This window comes from Paenibacillus sp. RS8 (genome assembly GCF_041956825.1).
Taxonomy (GTDB): domain Bacteria; phylum Bacillota; class Bacilli; order Paenibacillales; family Paenibacillaceae; genus Paenibacillus_AQ.
Genome location: NZ_CP168131.1, coordinates 6230443 through 6249804, shown reverse-complemented (window position 1 = coordinate 6249804; position 19362 = coordinate 6230443). Strand labels below are relative to the sequence as shown.

Annotated in this window: 20 protein-coding genes; all 20 read left to right on the top strand. The window is 44.8% G+C overall.

From position 1 onward, the window contains the following. Positions 1–17: 17 nt before the first annotated feature. The 20 genes from ACDZ28_RS29420 to ACDZ28_RS29325 all read left to right on the top strand — a co-directional run bounded on the left by ACDZ28_RS29420 (position 18) and on the right by ACDZ28_RS29325 (position 18643). Positions 18–911: a heptaprenyl diphosphate synthase component 1 gene (locus tag ACDZ28_RS29420; protein WP_375103450.1), complete on the top strand. Its 894-nt coding sequence runs from the start codon at positions 18–20 to the stop codon at positions 909–911. A 3-nt stretch (positions 912–914) separates the two neighbouring features. After that, a complete protein-coding gene (locus ACDZ28_RS29415; protein WP_139328547.1) occupies positions 915–1667 on the top strand; it encodes a demethylmenaquinone methyltransferase in 753 nt (250 codons plus the stop codon). Further along, complete coding sequence (locus ACDZ28_RS29410; protein ID WP_042129574.1) at positions 1660–2535, top strand: UbiA-like polyprenyltransferase; 876 nt, start codon at positions 1660–1662, stop codon at positions 2533–2535. Before ACDZ28_RS29415 ends, ACDZ28_RS29410 begins: the two co-directional genes overlap by 8 nt. Further along, positions 2532–3134 carry a UbiX family flavin prenyltransferase gene (locus tag ACDZ28_RS29405; protein ID WP_042129573.1) on the top strand — a complete coding sequence of 201 codons (603 nt, stop codon included), beginning with the start codon at positions 2532–2534 and terminating at the stop codon, positions 3132–3134. Before ACDZ28_RS29410 ends, ACDZ28_RS29405 begins: the two co-directional genes overlap by 4 nt. 4 nt (positions 3135–3138) lie before the next feature. Then, complete coding sequence (locus ACDZ28_RS29400) at positions 3139–3999, top strand: menaquinone biosynthesis protein (RefSeq protein ID WP_339287421.1); 861 nt, start codon at positions 3139–3141, stop codon at positions 3997–3999. After that, positions 3996–4964, top strand: a complete 969-nt coding sequence (locus ACDZ28_RS29395) for a polyprenyl synthetase family protein (protein WP_076119776.1) — start codon at positions 3996–3998, stop codon at positions 4962–4964. Before ACDZ28_RS29400 ends, ACDZ28_RS29395 begins: the two co-directional genes overlap by 4 nt. A gap of 98 nt (positions 4965–5062) precedes the next feature. Continuing rightward, the gene (ndk, locus tag ACDZ28_RS29390) at positions 5063–5506 is read left to right on the top strand and encodes a nucleoside-diphosphate kinase (protein ID WP_375103449.1); all 444 of its coding nucleotides are present in this window, start codon (positions 5063–5065) and stop codon (positions 5504–5506) included. 27 nt (positions 5507–5533) lie between these two features. Beyond that, positions 5534–6337, top strand: a complete 804-nt coding sequence (locus ACDZ28_RS29385) for a protein-glutamate O-methyltransferase CheR (protein ID WP_042129566.1) — start codon at positions 5534–5536, stop codon at positions 6335–6337. A gap of 107 nt (positions 6338–6444) precedes the next feature. Further along, positions 6445–6606 carry a hypothetical protein gene (locus ACDZ28_RS29380; protein ID WP_170880309.1) on the top strand — a complete coding sequence of 54 codons (162 nt, stop codon included), beginning with the start codon at positions 6445–6447 and terminating at the stop codon, positions 6604–6606. 603 nt (positions 6607–7209) lie between these two features. Then, entirely contained in the window at positions 7210–8379 is a 1170-nt protein-coding gene (gene aroC, locus ACDZ28_RS29375) for a chorismate synthase (RefSeq protein ID WP_375103448.1), read from the top strand. Between the two features lie 2 nt (positions 8380–8381). Next, the gene (gene aroB, locus ACDZ28_RS29370) at positions 8382–9485 is read left to right on the top strand and encodes a 3-dehydroquinate synthase (RefSeq protein ID WP_375103447.1); all 1104 of its coding nucleotides are present in this window, start codon (positions 8382–8384) and stop codon (positions 9483–9485) included. After that, on the top strand, positions 9479–9853 hold the full coding sequence (aroH, locus tag ACDZ28_RS29365; RefSeq protein WP_042129560.1) for a chorismate mutase: 375 nt from the start codon (positions 9479–9481) through the stop codon (positions 9851–9853). Before aroB ends, aroH begins: the two co-directional genes overlap by 7 nt. 338 nt (positions 9854–10191) lie before the next feature. Next, positions 10192–11757 carry an anthranilate synthase component I gene (gene trpE / locus ACDZ28_RS29360; protein WP_076119774.1) on the top strand — a complete coding sequence of 522 codons (1566 nt, stop codon included), beginning with the start codon at positions 10192–10194 and terminating at the stop codon, positions 11755–11757. Between the two features lie 39 nt (positions 11758–11796). Next, entirely contained in the window at positions 11797–12837 is a 1041-nt protein-coding gene (gene trpD, locus ACDZ28_RS29355; protein WP_042129557.1) for an anthranilate phosphoribosyltransferase, read from the top strand. Further along, entirely contained in the window at positions 12827–13657 is an 831-nt protein-coding gene (gene trpC, locus ACDZ28_RS29350) for an indole-3-glycerol phosphate synthase TrpC (RefSeq protein WP_375103446.1), read from the top strand. Before trpD ends, trpC begins: the two co-directional genes overlap by 11 nt. Then, positions 13650–14327, top strand: coding sequence for a phosphoribosylanthranilate isomerase (locus ACDZ28_RS29345; protein ID WP_076119773.1), 678 nt, complete (start codon positions 13650–13652; stop codon positions 14325–14327). The genes trpC and ACDZ28_RS29345 overlap by 8 nt, the downstream gene beginning before the upstream one ends. Beyond that, on the top strand, positions 14324–15523 hold the full coding sequence (trpB, locus tag ACDZ28_RS29340) for a tryptophan synthase subunit beta (RefSeq protein ID WP_042129551.1): 1200 nt from the start codon (positions 14324–14326) through the stop codon (positions 15521–15523). Before ACDZ28_RS29345 ends, trpB begins: the two co-directional genes overlap by 4 nt. Continuing rightward, positions 15520–16344, top strand: a complete 825-nt coding sequence (trpA, locus tag ACDZ28_RS29335; RefSeq protein WP_375103445.1) for a tryptophan synthase subunit alpha — start codon at positions 15520–15522, stop codon at positions 16342–16344. Before trpB ends, trpA begins: the two co-directional genes overlap by 4 nt. Positions 16345–16403: 59 nt before the next feature. Further along, entirely contained in the window at positions 16404–17501 is a 1098-nt protein-coding gene (gene hisC / locus ACDZ28_RS29330) for a histidinol-phosphate transaminase (RefSeq protein ID WP_341114068.1), read from the top strand. 47 nt (positions 17502–17548) lie between these two features. After that, positions 17549–18643: a prephenate dehydrogenase gene (locus ACDZ28_RS29325; RefSeq protein WP_042129543.1), complete on the top strand. Its 1095-nt coding sequence runs from the start codon at positions 17549–17551 to the stop codon at positions 18641–18643. Positions 18644–19362 lie beyond the last annotated feature (719 nt).

The following is a 19362-nucleotide window of genomic DNA, read 5'->3' as shown; positions in this document are numbered from 1 at the left end:
ACAAACGAATTATTATTATGTCAATGGCTTCGGAGGCTGAAATGAAACCGTACTGCATACCGCAACTGGCTAAACCCTACACAGACTACGACATGATTCAGAAGCATACGGAATTGCCGCCGTTTTCTGATGGCCGGGGTCATTTGTTATATATTTTTCTGAATCACGCTTCTTCTGCAAAAGGGAGTGCCGGAGAGTTGTACACGCTTGTGACAGCGCTTGTTCAACTGGGACTGGACACTCATGAGGTAATTGACCGTTCAAATGATAGACGGGGGGGAGATCCTATGCGTTCCCGTCAATTGAAGGTGCTAGCTGGTGATTACTTCAGTAGCTGGTTTTACCATTTGCTTGCAAAGAGTGATCAGATCGAGATGATTGGAATCTTGAGTAAGGCAATTGCAGATTTCAATGTCTTGAAAGCGAATCTCTATGTGAAAATGAGAGGCATACGCCTTTCGGCTGAACAATACTTGCGGCATATGGTACAGCTGAATATGCGGCTGTTCCTTTCTTTTACGCCTTTGATTGAGAACTCTGTAGTGGAGCTGTGGGAGAAACTGCTGGCAGAATTCAGTCAATGCGAGACCGTTGCTCTCGAGCTTTCACGTAGTGATGATCCTGCAAATGCAGGGAATGGCTATTGCTATTGGAAGATGATGGAGACTGCAACGGAGGAAGAATGCAAGCAGCTTCAAGACCGGAACCTTGATCAGAAGGAATGGAAGATGCTGAAAATGAAATATAAATGTGATTCTCAACTGACAGACAAGCTGCATCAATCGCTTCAGTCTATTCAGGGACTATTGCAAAGTGTTAAAGACGAGAGTTTGCTTAGAGAGCTAGAGATCGCGCTGGATCGTTTTCTTCTGCAGATGAAGGTCACAGGACAAGCAGCCGTGGAGGGTTAATGGATGACTATGGAAAAGACGACAACTGCTGTGGGTGACAACAGCAAACCAAAAGAGCAGTTTGTGCATTCCGTGTTTGAGAGTATTGCTGGAAAATACGATTTAATGAATGACATCCTAAGCTTTCGCCGCCACAAGGCTTGGCGTAAATTCACGATGAAGAAGATGGGGATGAAGCGTGGGGATTCCGCCGTTGACCTATGTTGCGGAACCTGTGATTGGAGCATCGCTTTGGCGGAAGCCTCGCAGACTGGCAATGTAATCGGACTGGATTTTAGTGCCGGCATGCTTGAAGTCGGACGCCGTAAGGTTGAAGAGCGCAAGCTTCAGAACCGTATTTCGCTGGTGCAAGGCAATGCTATGGAGTTACCTTTTGAAGATAATGCATTTGATTATGCAACGATTGGATTCGGTCTACGCAATGTGCCAGATCCTGTTCAAGTGCTTAACGAAATGAAGCGGGTAGTAAAACCTGGTGGAATGGTTGTGTGTTTGGAGCTATCGAAGCCGATGAAACAGCCGTTTAAAGGCGTATATTTCTTCTATTTCCAGCGTGTACTCCCACTGCTTGGTAAGCTATTCGCGAAAAGGTACGAGCAATACAAATGGCTGCCAGAGTCACTGGCATTGTTCCCTGACCGGGAGCAGCTAGCCACTATTTTCCGTGAAACCGGACTTCAAAAAGTGGAATCCTTCCCCTTGACCGGAGGCATCGCGGCATTACATATTGGGCTCAAGGAGAACGGAAATGTTTAAGAAAATCGGTATCTTTTTGCAAATGATTAAGTTTGAACATACGGTATTTGCTTTACCATTTGCCTTTATGGGGGCTTTACTGGGATCTGTTGTCATGAATGATAGTCTCCCGTCCTGGAGCCAAATAGGCTGGATTATAATCGCCATGTTTGGAGCACGTAGTGCAGCTATGGGGTTGAATCGATTGATTGACCGAATTAGTGATGCCAAGAATCCGCGGACAGCCGGAAGAGCGATTCCTGCAGGGCTACTCAAGATCGGTGAAGTTGTCATTTTTATCGGCATTTCGTTTTTCTTACTCTTTTGGGCAGCCTTTAAGTTGAACCCTTTGTCAGCTAAGCTTTTACCTATCGCTGTATTCTTTCTTGTCATTTATTCATTCACTAAGCGCTTTACATGGGCATGCCATCTTATCCTCGGCCTCACCATTGCGCTTGCACCTCTGGGCGGATGGGTAGCAGTGACCGGAAGTGTGAATTGGACTTCAATGGTATTTTACTTCACAATTGTATTTTGGACTGCTGGTTTTGATGTTATATACTCTTGTCAGGATGTTGAGTTTGATATTAAAGAGGGCTTAAACTCCATTCCAGTGCGGTTTGGGGTTCAAGGTGCGCTCGTTATTGCTCGCGTATTTCACATTCTCACGGCGATTGGATTCGTATCGCTGTTGTTTTTGACGGATTTAAGCTGGTGGTATGTGGCAGGTATGATTCTTGCTTATATTATTCTTTTTTATGAGCATTATATTGTATCCCCTAGTGATCTTAGTCGTTTGCAAACCGCTTTTTTCACTATGAACGGCGTGCTGAGCATCGTGGTGTTCTCTTTCACTTTGATTGACTTGGTGGTGCATTTCAAAAAATGACGCTTACTAAACCGAAAAACTTCGTGGTAGGAATTACAGGGGCAAGCGGTGCTATTTATGGTATTCGTCTGATCGAAACGTTGTTATCGCTAGGCTACTCCGTGCATTTGGTAGTAAGCAATGCGGGCTGGCGCGTATTTAAAGAAGAACTAGGTTATATCGCATCAGACCGGGAAGGCTTTTTGAACGAAAAGTTCAAGGGCTATCCCGGTTCTCTACTTTATCATCCTGTCGCTGATATCGGCGCAACGATCGCAAGTGGTTCCTTTCGTGTAGAAGGGATGATTATAATGCCTTGTTCCATGGGAACATTGTCAGCAGTTGCTAATGGGACTTCAGATAATCTGATGACTCGTGCTGCTGATGTTATGCTTAAGGAAGGACGTCCGCTGGTCCTTGTACCTCGTGAGACACCTCTGCATGCTATTCATCTAGAGAATATGTTGAAGCTGTCCCGTCTGGGGGTTCGGATCATTCCGGCAATGCCGGCTTTTTACTTTGGACCGCAAAGTATGGATGATCTGATTAATTTCATGGTGGGTAAAGTGCTTGACAGCTTTAATATTGAACATCAATTATTTCGCAGATGGGGGGATTGAAAGAATGGAGAATAACAGCCACACCATCATCGGCAAAATCAGCTATACCAACTCATGGCCGGTATTTCACAATTTTCATCCCTCTGCATTGAAATATCCTGCAGAGATGGTGAGTGAAGTACCTGCCATTCTTAATCAGGGGATGAGTCGCGGAACGATTCATGTAGGTGCGTTATCCTCTTTTGCTTATGCTGAAGCCAGTGAGAAGTTATTGCTGTTACCTGATTTATCGGTAAGTGCGGACGGTCCGGTGAGGTCAATATTTCTTTTTTCTCGGGTGCCTCTTGCACAGATAGGTTCAGGTACGATTGCTGTTACGAACACTTCTGCAACATCGGTTAACTTGCTGAAAATTTTAATGGAAAAAGCTTTTGGCAATAAACCAGAATATATTAGTGCTAATCCTGATTTGGATGCCATGATGCATCAAGCAGATGCCTGTTTACTCATTGGTGATCATGCGATTAAAGCCTCTTGGCAGGATCAAGGTTATATCGTAACGGATTTAGCAGAGCTCTGGAAAGAATGGACGGGCTTAGGGATGACCTTTGCGGTCTGGGCGGTGAATCGAAAGGCAGCGAAGGACAAACCGGAAGCCATAGCTGAGATTGCAGAAGCTTTTGCTGAGAGTAAGCTCCGGGGATTAAGTGATTTAGATCCTATTGTACTTGCAGCCTGTACGACAATTGGAGGTACTAAGTCTTATTGGGAAGGGTACTTTCGCAATTTATGCTATGATTTTGGAGAAAGGCAGCAGAAAGGTCTGAACCTCTATTTCCGCTATGCCTATGAGATGGGTCTGCTGCCGCAGGCAGTGAAGATGGAGATTTGGAGTCATAAACTGTTGACACGGGTGAAGGAATGAAACGACTGCAAATATTCGGATTACTGAACAGAGACATGGATCAGATTGAAAAAGAGTTGTATCGTAGCGTACAGGGTGATGACGACCTGCTAACCGAGACTTCCCTGCATTTATTAAAAGCTGGCGGTAAAAGATTGCGCCCTGTATTTGTCTTAATGGGAGGAAAGTTTGGCAAGTATGATCTAGAGAAGCTGAAGCGTGTGGCGATTCCGCTGGAACTAATTCATAGTGCATCACTTGTTCACGATGATGTCATTGACGATGCAGAACTTCGCCGAGGTGAACTTACTGTTAAGGCCAAATGGGGCGATAAAATTGCCATGTACACCGGTGACTACATATATGCGAAAGCACTGGTGATGACGACGGAGCTGAAGAATCCGCGAATTCATCAGATTTTGTCCAAGGCTATGATTGAAATGTCGATCGGTGAGATGGAGCAGATTCGTGACTTCTTTAACAGTGAGCAAAGTGTGCGTCATTATCTACGCCGAATTCGCCGCAAAACAGCCTTGTTGATTGCTGTTAGCTGCCAACTTGGAGCACTTGCTGCTGATGCAGATCCAGAGGTGGCACGTCTACTTTATAATTATGGATATAATGTAGGGATGGCCTTCCAAATCCGTGATGATTTACTCGACCTTTCAGGCACCGAGAAGCAAATCGGTAAACCCCCGGGCAGTGATATGCGGCAAGGAAATATTACCCTTCCTGTCATTTATAGCTTGGAAGATGATAGGTTGCGAGCCCCGCTTCTTGAGGAGTTGAAGTCTATTCGCGAAGGCAACAGCACAGTAGGACGTGCTATTGATCTTATTCTTTCTGGAGACGGAATCGCCCGTTCCGAGGAGCTGGCTTCGCGTTATATCGCGAAGGCACTTGCCGCACTAGATCAGTTGCCTAACAACAAGACTAAGCGTAATCTGCGTGATATTGCCTTTTTTGTAACAGGTAGAGCTTATTGAGGTTTTGGTGATTACAAATTAAACGTTTCCAGAAAGCGCGGTTTCTGTTAAGATAGCGTCAAAACAACCCAACTTATGGGGAATTGGAGAGTGCCTCTATGGAAAAGACGTATCTGATGGTCAAGCCGGATGGAGTACAACGTGGATTAATCGGGCGTATTGTTTCACGTTTTGAAGATAAGGGCTTTAAGCTGGTCGCTGCAAAGCTGATTACAGTTAGTGAAGACCAAGCTAAAAGACATTATGCGGAGCATGCTGGCAAGGACTTTTTTTCAGAGCTGGTCTCTTTTATAACCTCAGGTCCAGTGTTTGCAATGGTATGGGAAGGTGATGATGTTGTAACATTGTCCCGTACACTCATTGGTAAAACGAAGGTAGGAGAAGCTATGCCGGGTACAATTCGCGGTGACTTTGCCAGTCATACACCGCTTAATTTGATTCATGGATCAGACTCGCCTGAAAGTGCAGAACGAGAAATTGCAAATTTCTTTACGCCAGATGAACTGAATCTGTATAACAAAGAGATCGCACTCTGGATTTAGGAGCCAAGCGGGAGGCAGGGGATTAACATGTCTGATCGTAATGTTGCAGCATTAACAGCAGATTCAGATTACATTGGGTTTATTCATCATGTTAAGCAAAGCACCGGAATTGATCTAGCTCAGTATAAAGAAGCGCAGATGAAGCGGCGTTTAACGACTCTTCGTGTGAAGAATGGATATCATACCTTTAGTGATTTTTTTGCCGCAATGATGAAGGACAAGGAATTATTTTATGAATTTTTGGACCGAATGACGATTAACGTCTCCGAGTTTTGGCGGAATCCGAATCGATGGGAAGTATTGCGAGATATCATTCTTCCTGACATACAACAATCTGGTCGCAGATTAAAGCTGTGGAGCGCTGCGTGTTCCACTGGAGAAGAACCTTATACGCTGGCTATGATTTTATCGGATAAGAATTTATTGGGACAGACTGGCATTCTGGCTACGGATATTGACGACGGTGCGCTTTCCAAAGCAAAGCAGGGCTTGTATCTGGAACGTTCTTTAAAGGATGTGCCTAAGGATGTTGCTGCTCGTTATTTCAAACCCGAGGGTCCTTTATTCAAAGTTAGTGATACGCTTAAGAAAAACATAGATTTCCGCAAACAGAACCTACTGCTGGACAAGTTCGACGAGGGCTTTGATCTTATCATTTGTCGCAATGTAATGATCTATTTTACTGAAGAGGCGAAGAATAAGCTCTACCATAAGTTCTCGGCAAGTTTACGTCCCGGTGGATATTTGTTTGTAGGCAGCACAGAGCAAATCTTTACTCCAGCACAATATGGCTTTGAATCGACGGAAACCTTTTTCTATCGTAAAAAATAAATACTTCTTGCTCCTTCGTCCGTGTACTTTTTAACGTATACTTTCGCTATAGTTCAGTGATACTGGGTAGTAGAATCTGTAAGCTAAGTGAAAGGATCGTTAAACCGATGGACAAAAGCAAGGTCATTGCCGCGTACAAACGAGGCTTTATCACCGTTCGTGAGTGCGGGCAAATTCTCGGTGTAGAAGAAATGCAATTGAAGCGCCTTCTGCAGCTGGAAGAGCGTAAGTCTACATTTCCTTCAACGAGTCAGCGGATCGGCAGCTAACAAGCGCCGGACTGAGCCGAGGAGCGCCATTTATACTCTTTAGAGTATGAATGGCGCTTTTTCTTTAAAAATATAAGGAAATAGAAGTTCCGCACTTCCTCAACAGTAACGCTCATAATGTGAATTAGGGAAAATGTACCTAATTATTCTGATAAATACACGGAAATAAGGTTTTTTAGGGAAAACCTCCCTAATCATCCATCGAAAAGATAGACAAAGAGGTGATTTCACGGAAAATTAGGGAGAATTTCCTCAATTCATAGATAATGGATCAATATCTGCTTATAATCAGGGAGATTTTCCCTAATCATCAACATCTTAAAGATACCAGGCTCACTGAAGCACCGAATCTTTTCACCCTCAGCCACAGTATTTCACCAGAGGGGTTACAAGCCACTAGCTCATGTGCAAACGGACTCAGATGCAGTTAATTGTACGTTTTGGATCTTTTTAAGCATGTTTCGGACACATTATTTTGTCGGGAAGGGTGCCTTTTTAGGAAGATCCCTTTCTTGTCAAAGAGGATTGCCTATACTATAATGAGCAAAGATCATTAGGATTTTAGCGGTTTACAGTTTAAAAGTATAAAAGGGGGAACGCAGCATGAGTTTGCGCTATTTAACAGCGGGGGAAACGCACGGCCCCCAGCTCACGGCCATTATTGAGGGATTGCCTAGTAATTTGACCTTGGATTTTGAAGAGCTTAATTTTCAATTGCAACGTCGACAAAAGGGATATGGACGTGGACGTCGCATGCAGATTGAGAAAGATACGGCACAAATCGTAGGTGGAGTGCGTCATGGCTATACTACAGGTGCTCCAGTAGCCTTGGTAGTAGAGAATAAAGACTGGACCCACTGGAAGAACATTATGAATATTGAGCCTATTCCTGGCAGTGATGAAGAAAAACGGCGCGTAAACCGGCCGCGTCCTGGCCATGCAGACCTGAACGGCGGATTGAAGTACAACCATACGGATCTTCGTAATGTTCTGGAGCGCTCCAGTGCTCGTGAAACAGCAGCTAGAGTCGCATGTGGCGCTGTAGCCAGACAGCTATTGGCGGTTTTTGGCGTGAAAGTAGCAGGACAAGTCATCCGTATCGGTGAGATTGAAGCGCCTGCGAACGATCTGCCTATCGATGAGTTGATTGAACGGACAGAACAATCCTCTGTCAGAGTTGTTGATAAAGAAACGGAACAGAAGATGGAGGCTTACATAGATCAGATCAAGGAAGAAGGCGACTCCATCGGTGGAATCGTTGAATGTATCGTCGAAGGACTTCCTATTGGACTTGGCAGCTATGTACAGTCAGACCGGAAGCTTGACGGAGCAATCGCTGGAGCGGTAATGTCAATTAATGCCTTTAAAGGTGTAGAGATTGGCATTGGGTTTGAAGCTGGTAAATTGCGTGGATCGCAAGTCCATGATGAAATTATGTATGAAGCTTCTAAAGGATACTACCGTGCAAGCAATCGCTTAGGCGGTTTTGAAGGTGGTATGACTAACGGAATGCCTGTTGTAGTTCGCGGCGTCATGAAGCCGATTCCTACCCTTTATAAACCGCTTCAAAGTGTAGATATCGACACGAAAGAACCATTTACAGCGCAAGTTGAACGCTCCGACGCTTGTGCAGTTCCAGCGGCTTGTGTTGTACTGGAAAGTGTAGTGGCATGGGAAATTGCAAAAGCCTTTCTTGATAAATTCGGTGGAGATTCACTGGAAGAAATTAAAGCGAACTATGAAAATTACCTATCACAGCTGGAGAGCTACTAATTATGCGTACAATTAATGTAGACTTAGGCGATCGATCGTACCCTATCCTTATCGGTAGTGGAGTACTTAAGGACATCGCCCGTTATTGTGCTGAAGCAGGATTTTCGGAGCGTAGTCCACTGTTAGTGGTGAGTGATAGTGAAGTAGCGCCAAGGTATTTGCCGGCACTTGAAGAAGCTTTGCGTTCTCATGGCTATACTGTGGTTAGCCACATTATGCCAGCAGGTGAAGCTTCTAAATCATTAACCGTGTATGAAGAGGTCATGACAACTGCGATTCAAGCAGGGCTAGACCGTAATTCAGCGGTTTTGGCTTTAGGTGGCGGTGTAGTTGGAGATTTAGCTGGATTTGTAGCAGCGACCTATATGCGTGGGATCGGATTTCTACAAATTCCGACGACGATATTAGCTCACGATAGCAGTGTAGGTGGTAAAGTGGCAGTCAATCATCCATTAGCTAAAAATATGATTGGGGCTTTCTATCAACCGTCGATGGTACTCTACGATTTGGATACGTTACGTACTCTTCCAGCACGGCAAGTCGCATCGGGTCTGGCTGAAGTGGTAAAGCACGGTCTCCTGGTGGACAAAGAGTTCGCATATTGGTGTCGTGATCATGCCGAAGAGCTGCTAAGTCTGAATGTCGAAGCTTTAGGTTATGCTTTAGAGCGTGGCTGTGCGATCAAGGCAGAGGTAGTAGGAAATGATGAGCGTGAGCATGGACTTCGAGCGATTTTGAACCTTGGACATACGATCGGACATGCGATTGAAGCCGTTGGTGGGTACGGTGTGTTCCTGCATGGGGAAGCGATTGCGATTGGCATGGCGGGTTCAGCGCTATTGGCTGTGAAGCTTGGACGGGATGCTTCCATTTATGAGGATACTGTATCCATGCTGTCCGCGTTATCGCTGCCGGTACGCCTTCCTTCCGAGTATGATGAAGATGAACTGATGGAAGCTATGATGCATGATAAGAAATTCAAAGAAGGCAAGATGACCTTTATCGTGCCTGATTCCATAGGCTCTGTAAGCATTGTGAATGATGTGCAGGAGTCACTTGTGCGAAAGGTTCTCGCAGAGCTTAAGAAGGAGGAAAGACCGTGGTAAACCGAGGAATTCGCGGAGCAACGACCGTGACAAAGAACGAAGAGGCAGAGATTTTACGAGAGACAGTTATACTGCTGCGTGAAATCGTAGAACGTAATGATGTTGTAGCTGAGAATATAAGCAATGTATGGATTACGATGACCAATGATTTGGATGCAACTTTTCCGGCAAGGGCTATTCGTGAGATTGAGGGCTGGGAAATGGTTCCACTTATGTGTTCAACAGAAATCCCGGTTAAAGGCAGCTTACCGAAGTGTATTCGGTTGATGGTACAGATTAATACGGATAAATCGCAGCGTGAGATTCGCCATGTTTATCTGAATGAAGCTCAGAAGCTACGTCCGGATTTATCAGAGAGCAAGTCTTAAATTATAGTTGTGGGTTGTCAATGACCCTTGTCATCATGTATAGTGTAGTTAGCCGAGTATAGAAGAGTTTAGTTTAGTTGAGATGAGTATAGTTGAGCAGAGTGCAAGAAGTTTTTTAGATTAGCATGTATTGTGTAAGCAGAGTCTTTATTTTGATATGCACTGAAGTGTTATTTTCACATCAGTGGTGTATCTTATTTAGGGATAAGTCTGTAAACACTACATCAGTATGCTGATCCATGCTCAAAAACATATACTTACTTACACAAACCCTCTACTTCGGTAGAGGGTTTTTTTGTATTTCGGAACCATTCATATATCTAAGGGGGCATCTAACAATGACGAATCCAAGTGTTCAAGAGGTGGTAAAGCTGTCGCGGGATTATAATCTGATTCCTGTTGTAAAGCGACTGCTCGCGGATATGGAAACACCTATCCGATTATTCCAACGTTTCGCTGAACGTGATCGCGCGTTCTTACTTGAAAGTGTAGAGGGCGGGAAACAATGGGCACGGTATTCTTTCATCGGTAGCGATCCCTTTTTGATGATATCCGGTAAAAAGGGTGCAATTAACGTAGAGGTCGGAGGAGAGCAGAAGCGACTATACGGAAAGCCGATTGAGGAGCTTAAAGCGTTACTCCGTTCATACCGTAGTCCTAAGCTTGACGAAATGCCTCCGTTTACCGGAGGGGCTATAGGATTTTTTGGATATGATCTGCTGCAATATTATGAGAAGCTGCCTCAGCATCCAGTGGATGATCTCCAAATGGATGATATAAGATTTATGTTTTGTGATCGGATCATTGTTTTTGACCATGTGAAGCAGCAGATTCTACTTGTTGGTAACCTGCATGTAAAAGACGGAGATACAGATTCGGATATCAGATCCAATTATGAAATCCTGAGTCGTAAGCTGGAGGACATGGCCGAAGATCTACAAAAAGAAGGTCCTAAGGAAAATGTGAATCGTCGCAGCATACCTCAGGATATCGAGCTTGGTGAGATTCATTCAAATCTTACTAAAGAACAGTACATCAACAATGTTGAACAAGCGAAGGAATACATTCGTGCAGGCGATATTTTTCAGGTGGTCTTGTCACAGCGATTGCATATTGAAACGGAGGTTTCTCCGCTGCATGTATATCGAATGCTGAGAACACTTAACCCCTCCCCATATATGTACTATTTAAAAATGGATGAGGAGATTATTGTTGGTACTTCACCGGAAGCGCTAGTAAAGGTGGATGGAAATCGGGTGGAGACACGGCCAATTGCTGGAACAAGGCCAAGGGGGGACAGTGAAGCAGCGGATCGGGCGTTTGCTGCGGAGCTCTTGGAGGATGAAAAAGAACGTGCAGAGCATCTGATGCTTGTTGATCTGGGTCGTAATGACCTAGGCAGAGTATCCAAATTTGGTTCAGTGAAATGCGATTCCTTTATGGAAATTGAAAGATATTCTCATGTCATGCACATGGTATCGAATGTGTCAGGCACACTCAGTGAGGATAAAGATTTCTTTGATGCATTCCTCTCTTGTCTGCCGGCCGGAACGGTTTCCGGGGCGCCTAAGCTACGGGCCATGGAGATTATAGCTGAGTTGGAAAAAGAAGCGCGAGGAGCATATGCCGGAGCCATTGGATATCTAGGGTTCTCTGGAAACATGGATTCCTGTATCACCATTCGTACGATCATCTTCCGGAAAGGTCGCGCATATGTGCAGGCCGGAGCAGGTATCGTTTGGGATTCGGTTCCTGAGAAAGAGTATGAGGAAACCGTGAATAAAGCGAAGGGCATGCTGAAGGCTATTCGTATGGCAGAAGCTATGTTTCCATCTGAAGTGAAAGAGAAGCAAGTCATCAACCAAGATTATATGTACGAATATACCCCTGAACAAGTGGTTTGATTTATATAGTAACTCATTAAGGCTGGGAGGAAGATTATTATGGATGCAACGAAATTAATTCAATCAGGAATCGCCGGACTGATCGAAGGCAAAAATCTGACACGTACTGAAGCACGGGATATAATGGGTGCTATAATGCTTGGAGATGCTTCACAAGCACAAATCGGTTCATTGCTGACTGCTTTACGAATTAAAGGAGAAACCGTGGAGGAGATTACGGGTTTTGCGGAAGCTATGAGAGGTTTCGGCACATCCGTACTGACTGACCGCGCACGTTTGTTAGATACCTGTGGTACGGGCGGTTCCGGCATCCATAAATTTAATATTTCAACCGCCTCAGCGATTATTTCATCTGCGGCTTCGGTTAGAGTTGCAAAGCATGGCAATCGTTCGGCTTCAGGCAGAGCGGGAAGTGCTGATGTACTTGAAGCCTTAGGTGTTAACATTCATCTGAATGCAGAGCAGGCTCGAGAATGTCTGGATCGCATTGGCATTTGCTTTTTATTCGCACAAATTTACCATCCTTCGATGCGACATGCAGCAGCACCTCGTAAAGAGCTTGGTGTACGAACGATCTTTAATATGCTGGGTCCTCTTACAAATCCAGCAGGTGCTGACCGTCAGCTGCTGGGGATTTATGACCGGGATAAGACGGAGACGGTGGCTAATGTACTGAAGGAGCTAGGTTCCAAGCGTGCAATGGTTGTAAGCAGTTCGGATGGTCTAGACGAAATCAGCATTTCTGCCTCTACATTAGTGTCTGAGCTAAAAGAGGGTATAGTGACCACTTATGAAATTACTCCGGAGGGATTAGGTCTTAACAGACATCCGCTTGAAGCCGTTCTGGGTGGAGACGCAGCTGAGAACGCAGCAATTATTACCTCCGTGCTCCAAGGTGAGATCAATCCCTATCGCGATATCGTGTTAGCTAATGCGGGAGCATGTATATATGTTGCAGGTCTGGCAGATACCTTGGCCGGAGGCGTCGAGAAAGCAAAAGAAGTAGTGGATTCGGGTAAGGCATTATCCAAGCTGGATCAGCTTGTTGTGATGACGGAGGAGCTTAATTATGTATCTTGATAAAATTGTCGCTACAAAGATCAAAGAGGTGGAGGCGCTCAGTGAACGCTTTTCTATAGCTCAAGCCGAACGTGATATAGCAGCACTCCCTCAGACTAGGGGCTTTCGTAAGGCGCTGACCCAAGGGAAGAACAGAGAGATGGGATTGATTGCTGAGGTGAAGAAGGCTTCCCCTTCTAAAGGTTTGATCCGTGAAGATTTCGATCCTGTTTCTATTGCAAAAGGCTATGAAGCGGGAGGCGCTGATTGTTTATCTGTTTTGACGGATAGGGATTATTTTCAGGGCAGCGCTGCCTACTTGCAGCAAGTGAAGGATAGCGTTAATCTTCCGCTGCTCCGCAAAGATTTTATTATTGATGAGAAACAGATTTATGAAGCGCGTATTCTTGGAGCAGATGCGGTGTTGTTAATCGTCGCAATTTTGACACCGGATAAACTGTCTCATTTTGTAGATATAGCCACAGGACTTGGAATGGATGTATTGATCGAAGTTCATGATCGAAATGAGCTTGCGGTGGTATTAAGTACACACAAAATAACTCATCCTAATATACTGCTGGGCATTAATAATCGTAATCTGCGTACGTTTGAGACTTCCTTAGAGACAACGGCAGAACTTGCAGCATTAGTACCTCAAGGCGTCCCTGTGATCAGTGAAAGCGGAATTGCAGGTCCAAGTGATATTGACTACCTAAGAACGACTGGCGCTCATGGTGTACTCGTTGGGGAACATCTAATGCGTCAAGCTAATGTAGAAGATGCGGTAAATGGATTGTTAGGTATGCTCCCAAATGGAAAGGACCGTGTCCGGCATGGCTGAGACATTGGTAAAAATCTGTGGACTTCAGGACGTTGAAGTGCTAAAATCTATGGTACACTTACCACTAGATTATATTGGATTTGTATTCGCACCTAGTCGTCGCAGGATTACTCTGGAGCGTGCTTCCGAACTGATTGCTGAGCTTCCACAATGGAAGACTAGTGACAAGCCTAAAGCTGCTGGGGTTTTTGTTAATCCGGAGCTGGATGAGCTGAGCGAACTGCTCTCCGTTGTGTCACTAGATGTTATTCAGTTACATGGGGAGGAAAGTCCAGCCTTTTGTCAAAAGGTTCAGCAAGCTTTCCCACAAGTTCAGGTGTGGAAGGCATTGTCTGTTGCTGATAAAGAGCGTGATGACGCCGAAAACAAATATACATTGGAACAATACGCAGGCTTCGTTGATGCTGTATTGTTAGATACTTATGATCCTCAGCAGAGCGGCGGCTCTGGGCGCACTTTCGCTTGGGAGAGGTTGCCTGATTATCAGGAAATCGCGCTACGAAATGGTTTGCCGTTATTTGTAGCTGGAGGACTTCATCCTAATAACGTAGGAGAGTTGCTAGATACTTATGCTCCGTACGGAGTAGACGTATCTAGTGGAGTAGAGAGTGAAGGCGTTAAAGATATTATTAAAATGACAGCTTTTGTGGAAAGGGTGAAGCAATCATGACACAAGTACCGGACCAGCATGGACGTTTCGGTTCATTCGGAGGGCGCTTCGTGCCCGAAACTTTGATGACTGCATTGATTGAGCTGGAGGAAGCCTATCAGAAGTATTCGGCGGACCCGGCTTTTCAAGAAGAAATAGATTATCTATTAAAGCAATATTCCGGACGGGAGACCCCACTGTATTATGCAGAACGTCTAAGTAAACATCTGGGAGAAGCTAAAATATATTTGAAGCGTGAAGATTTGAATCATACGGGCGCTCATAAGATTAACAATGCGATTGGTCAGGGAATTCTGGCTAAAATGATGGGTAAAACCAAGGTGATCGCTGAGACTGGAGCTGGTCAGCATGGTGTTGCTACTGCTACGGTTGCAGCCCTACTTGGTATGGAATGTAAGGTGTTTATGGGGGAAGAGGATACTCGTCGCCAGGCACTCAATGTATTCCGTATGAAGCTGCTTGGAGCTGAGGTGATTCCCGTTACTTCAGGATCGCGTACTTTAAAAGATGCCGGCAACGAAGCGCTTCGCTACTGGGTTAGCAATGTGGAAGATACTTTTTACATTCTCGGTTCTGCCGTAGGCCCACATCCTTATCCGATGATGGTTCGTAACTTTCAGCGGGTGATTGGTGATGAAACGCGGCGCCAGATTCTGAAGGCTGAAGGAAGACTGCCGGATGTGCTTGTTGCTGCAGTAGGCGGCGGTAGTAATGCCATCGGCATGTTCTATCCGTTTGTAGAGGATGAAGGTGTCGGTATGATTGGTGTGGAGGCAGCAGGCAAAGGAATTGACACACCATTTCATGCGGCGACGATGAGTAAGGGGACTCATGGCGTATTCCAGGGTTCGATGAGTTACCTTCTGCAGGATGAACATGGTCAAGTAACAGAGGCTCATTCTATCTCCGCAGGTCTGGATTATCCTGGTGTAGGTCCTGAGCACTCCTATTTAAAAGATATCGAACGCGCAAAATATGTCCCGATTACAGATGCAGAGGCGTTAGATGCACTGAAGCTGCTATGCGTGACGGAAGGCATTATTCCAGCGTTAGAGTCAGCACATGCGATAGCCCATGTAGTAAAGATGGGTCCAACCCTTACCAAGGACGATATTGTTGTTATCTGTCTGTCAGGCCGGGGAGACAAAGATGTGGAATCGATCATGGCGTACACAGAAGGGAAGGGAAACGAATGACAACCGAAACTACAAACCGAATGGATTTGGTATTCCGGAAGCTTAAAGCTGAAGAAAAGACGGCATTAATTCCTTTTCTAACTGTGGGAGATCCTGATCTAGAGACTACGCTTGCCATCATCGCCGAGCTTGATCTAGCAGGTGCAGATATTCTCGAGCTAGGGGTTCCTTACTCTGATCCGCTTGCAGACGGCCCTGTCATTCAGCGAGCGTCTGCGCGTGCTCTGCGGGGTGAGGTTCACCTGCGTACTTGCATGGAGACTGCGTTAAAGGCTCGTCAATCTGGAAGTGAATTGCCATTTATTTTGTTTTCCTATTACAACCCTATTCTGCAAATGGGACTGGATACATTTTTTGCAGAACTGAATGCTCATGAGATTAGTGGTCTTATTATTCCAGATCTTCCTGTCGAGGAATCAGAGGAGATGCGTCGCCGCAGTAGTGAGGTTGGCGTTAATCTGATTCCACTGGTTGCACCGACCTCAAGTGAACGGATTGCGAAGATTGTCTCAGGTGCGAGTGGGTTTATCTATTGTGTATCCTCGTTAGGTGTGACAGGAGAACGATCCACTTTTCATGCTGATGTAGAAGCGTTTATTGATTCTGTACGTCAAGCAACAGACCTACCAGTAGCTGTTGGATTTGGTATTTCAACGGGTGAACAGGTTGCCCGCTTTGCTCAGATTTGCGATGGGGTTGTAGTAGGCAGTGCCATTGTCCGCAAAATAGAAGATGTCATTCCGCTGCTCGACAATCCTGTCACACGGAATGAGGGGCTGTTGCAAATTCGAGAATTTGTGGCACAATTAAAAAGACCATAACAGGGTCATTTAGACCTGTGTATAGTGGAATAATCAACTATGGAGAGCGAGGACTATTCATGAATCCAAAACCGAATATAGTTAATCTCCCTGTCTACAAACCAGGGAAACCTATAGACGAAGTTAAGAAGGAGCTCGGCTTAAGTGAGGTTATTAAGCTTGCATCCAATGAGAACCCGTATGGAGCTTCCCCGAGTGCTAAAGAGGCTATTCTAGCAGAGCTTGAGAATCTTTATCTATATCCAGACGGATCGGCCGTTGAGTTGACGGCAGCACTTGCCAGCCGGCTTGGTGTAAATAGCGATAATATTATTTTTGGTTGTGGTTCTGATGAGATTATTGCTCTTATTGCTCGTGCTTTCTTCTTGCCAGGTGATGAGACAATCATGGCTGACCAGACCTTTTCTGTCTATAAGAGTAACGCAGATATCGAAGGCGCTGTATCCATCGAGGTACCCCTTGTAAAGGGTACACATGATCTGGATGGGATGCTGGCCCGTATTACGGACCGCACGAAGGTTGTCTGGATTTGTAATCCGAATAACCCAACAGGAACGATTGTACCAGAGGAAGCCTTGGTTTCTTTCCTTGATGCTGTTCCTTCGAATGTAATGGTTGTCCTTGATGAAGCATACTGCGAGTACGTAACAGATCTTTCTTACTCCAACGGTATCCAATTATTAAATCGTTATACGAATCTGGTTGTGCTTCGCACATTCTCCAAAATTTATGGTTTAGCCGCATTGCGTATTGGTTATGGCGTTGCTAGTCCTGAGATTATTTCATTGATCAACAAGGTACGTGAGCCTTTCAATACTTCTCGTCTTGCGCAGGCGGCGGCTCTTGCTGCCTTGAATGACCAAGATTACGTGGAGCAATGCCGTCGTCTTAATAGCGCGGGTATTGTCCAATTACAAGGTGAATTCAAACGTCTGGGACTAGAATCTTTCCCTGCACACGGGAACTTCATTATGGTAGATGTTCGTAAACCTGCAACCGAGGTTTTCGATGCTTTGATGCGTAAAGGCATCATAGTAAGAGCAGGTCATCAAGTTTACCCTACTTATATTCGTGTTACTGTGGGCTCTGCTGAACAGAACAAAGCGTTTATAACTGCGCTGGAACAAACGCTTATAGAGTATGGTGTGCGCGCTTAGTAATAAACAGCAAGACTAGACTAAAAAAGGCAGGTAGTTCAAAGAACATGACGACAAAAATAGCTATATTCGGTGTCGGTCTGATCGGAGGCTCACTGGCCCTTTGCTTTAAAGGCAAGGAGGGCCTGACCGTCGTAGGACATGCCCACCGTCCTGAATCCGCGAGTAAATATATAAGCAGAGGTGTGGTTGATCAAGCCACGCTTTCTGTTGAAGAAGCGGCACTTGATGCTGATTTCATTTTTTTATGTGTACCGGTAGGGATGTTAGAGGATTATCTGCAACAATTAAGTAAATTGCCTCTAAAACCCGGCTGCATTATTACAGATGTTGGAAGCACGAAAGCTAGTATTGCCGCATGTGCGGTCTCCTTAGATATTCCTGGAGTACATTTTATCGGCGGACACCCAATGGCAGGATCGGAGCGCTCAGGTGTTGAGGCGGCTTCATCACTGCTATTTGAGAATGCGTATTATGTGTTGACGCCTCCTCCAGGCGTACCAGACGAGGCTTATCATGCGTTGGAGTCTCTACTACACCACACAAGAGCGCAGATTGTACGCCTTGATCCAGAACGTCATGATGAGATTGTAGGCGCCATTAGTCATTTACCGCATATTATTGCCGTTGCTCTGGTGAATCAGATTCGTGCCTATGATGATACTGACTCCTTATATAGCACATTAGCTGCTGGGGGCTTTCGGGATATTACACGGATTGCTTCCAGTGATCCTATAATTTGGCGAGACATTTTACTGAACAATCGTTTTGTAATGCTTCGTTTATTGAAGGATTGGAACGAGGAAGTTTCTTCTTTTGTTCGTCTACTGGAAAGTGAAGATGGTGTGGGGATTGAAGAGGCCTTCCAGGAAGCAAATGGCTTCCGCAGTCAGTTACCTGAACGGCGTAAAGGCATGATAGCACCTTTATTTGACCTACATATTGATGTACCGGATCATCCGGGGATTATCGGTCGTATTGCTACTGAGCTGGGGGACCAAGGCATTAACCTTAGTAACGTACAAATCATCGAGAGTCGTGAAGATGTGCCGGGTATTATGCGCCTATCATTTCGACAGGAGAACGATATGGAACGTGCGAAGGTGCTTCTGCAGCAGCACGATTATACCGTATATGTGTAGTTAGTTGCCCTTCCAATATGGAGGGGCTTTTATTTATTATGGGCTCTAAAAAAGTATAACGCTGTGAACAGCAACTGCTTCAAGTGGATGCAGAAGAGGGTATTGATAATGAGCGGGGCTAACCTGGCTGATTTGTTTTAGTGATGGTAGCTTATATTTTTATAAGTTAGATACAGCGCTTACAAGGCAAAAAAAGACCGCTTACAAAGTAAGCGGCTACAGTTCACAATAAATTGGAACCGTGTAGTATTTGGATAGGAGTGGAGAGAAACCATACTGTACTTTTATTATATGTATACGTTTACATTTTGTCAACAGTTTATTAAAAAGAGATTAAAGTCATTTTACAGTGACCAAAGTCTTATTGCTGAAGCTAATGTTTATTTATAATCTGATGTCAGGTCGTGCTGACGAGATTACTGCTCTGAAGTCTATTAATGTCATCCTATGAGAATCTGTGATACAATAGATCTGGTATATTTCTAGATTCGTTATAAAATTTATATGCTTTTATAAGTATGCCATTTTTCTTTTTATATTCATCACAATCATCATGCCATAAATATTGGGTGGTTGAATATACATAGGTGTATTTCAAAATTTAAGATCATGTAAGTCTTATGTTATACATTATCTTTAAATTTCGACGAGAAAAGGTTGTCCTACATAAAATGACGACAATATCGTTTCTTCTTGGTAATAAACTAAAAAATTGCAGT

Excerpts from the sequence above, each read along its gene's own strand:
- ACDZ28_RS29420 (WP_375103450.1), top strand. The coding sequence starts at position 18 with ATGTCAATGGCTTCGGAGGCTGAAATGAAACCGTACTGCATACCGCAA.
- ACDZ28_RS29325 (WP_042129543.1), top strand. The coding sequence starts at position 17,549 with ATGACGACAAAAATAGCTATATTCGGTGTCGGTCTGATCGGAGGCTCA.
- ACDZ28_RS29415 (WP_139328547.1), top strand. The coding sequence starts at position 915 with ATGACTATGGAAAAGACGACAACTGCTGTGGGTGACAACAGCAAACCA.
- ACDZ28_RS29410 (WP_042129574.1), top strand. The coding sequence starts at position 1,660 with ATGTTTAAGAAAATCGGTATCTTTTTGCAAATGATTAAGTTTGAACAT.
- ACDZ28_RS29385 (WP_042129566.1), top strand. The coding sequence starts at position 5,534 with ATGTCTGATCGTAATGTTGCAGCATTAACAGCAGATTCAGATTACATT.
- trpE (WP_076119774.1), top strand. The coding sequence starts at position 10,192 with ATGACGAATCCAAGTGTTCAAGAGGTGGTAAAGCTGTCGCGGGATTAT.
- ACDZ28_RS29395 (WP_076119776.1), top strand. The coding sequence starts at position 3,996 with ATGAAACGACTGCAAATATTCGGATTACTGAACAGAGACATGGATCAG.
- trpC (WP_375103446.1), top strand. The coding sequence starts at position 12,827 with ATGTATCTTGATAAAATTGTCGCTACAAAGATCAAAGAGGTGGAGGCG.
- trpB (WP_042129551.1), top strand. The coding sequence starts at position 14,324 with ATGACACAAGTACCGGACCAGCATGGACGTTTCGGTTCATTCGGAGGG.
- ACDZ28_RS29380 (WP_170880309.1), top strand. The coding sequence starts at position 6,445 with ATGGACAAAAGCAAGGTCATTGCCGCGTACAAACGAGGCTTTATCACC.
- trpD (WP_042129557.1), top strand. The coding sequence starts at position 11,797 with ATGGATGCAACGAAATTAATTCAATCAGGAATCGCCGGACTGATCGAA.
- trpA (WP_375103445.1), top strand. The coding sequence starts at position 15,520 with ATGACAACCGAAACTACAAACCGAATGGATTTGGTATTCCGGAAGCTT.
- ACDZ28_RS29405 (WP_042129573.1), top strand. The coding sequence starts at position 2,532 with ATGACGCTTACTAAACCGAAAAACTTCGTGGTAGGAATTACAGGGGCA.
- ACDZ28_RS29400 (WP_339287421.1), top strand. The coding sequence starts at position 3,139 with ATGGAGAATAACAGCCACACCATCATCGGCAAAATCAGCTATACCAAC.
- aroC (WP_375103448.1), top strand. The coding sequence starts at position 7,210 with ATGAGTTTGCGCTATTTAACAGCGGGGGAAACGCACGGCCCCCAGCTC.
- aroB (WP_375103447.1), top strand. The coding sequence starts at position 8,382 with ATGCGTACAATTAATGTAGACTTAGGCGATCGATCGTACCCTATCCTT.
- hisC (WP_341114068.1), top strand. The coding sequence starts at position 16,404 with ATGAATCCAAAACCGAATATAGTTAATCTCCCTGTCTACAAACCAGGG.
- ndk (WP_375103449.1), top strand. The coding sequence starts at position 5,063 with ATGGAAAAGACGTATCTGATGGTCAAGCCGGATGGAGTACAACGTGGA.
- ACDZ28_RS29345 (WP_076119773.1), top strand. The coding sequence starts at position 13,650 with ATGGCTGAGACATTGGTAAAAATCTGTGGACTTCAGGACGTTGAAGTG.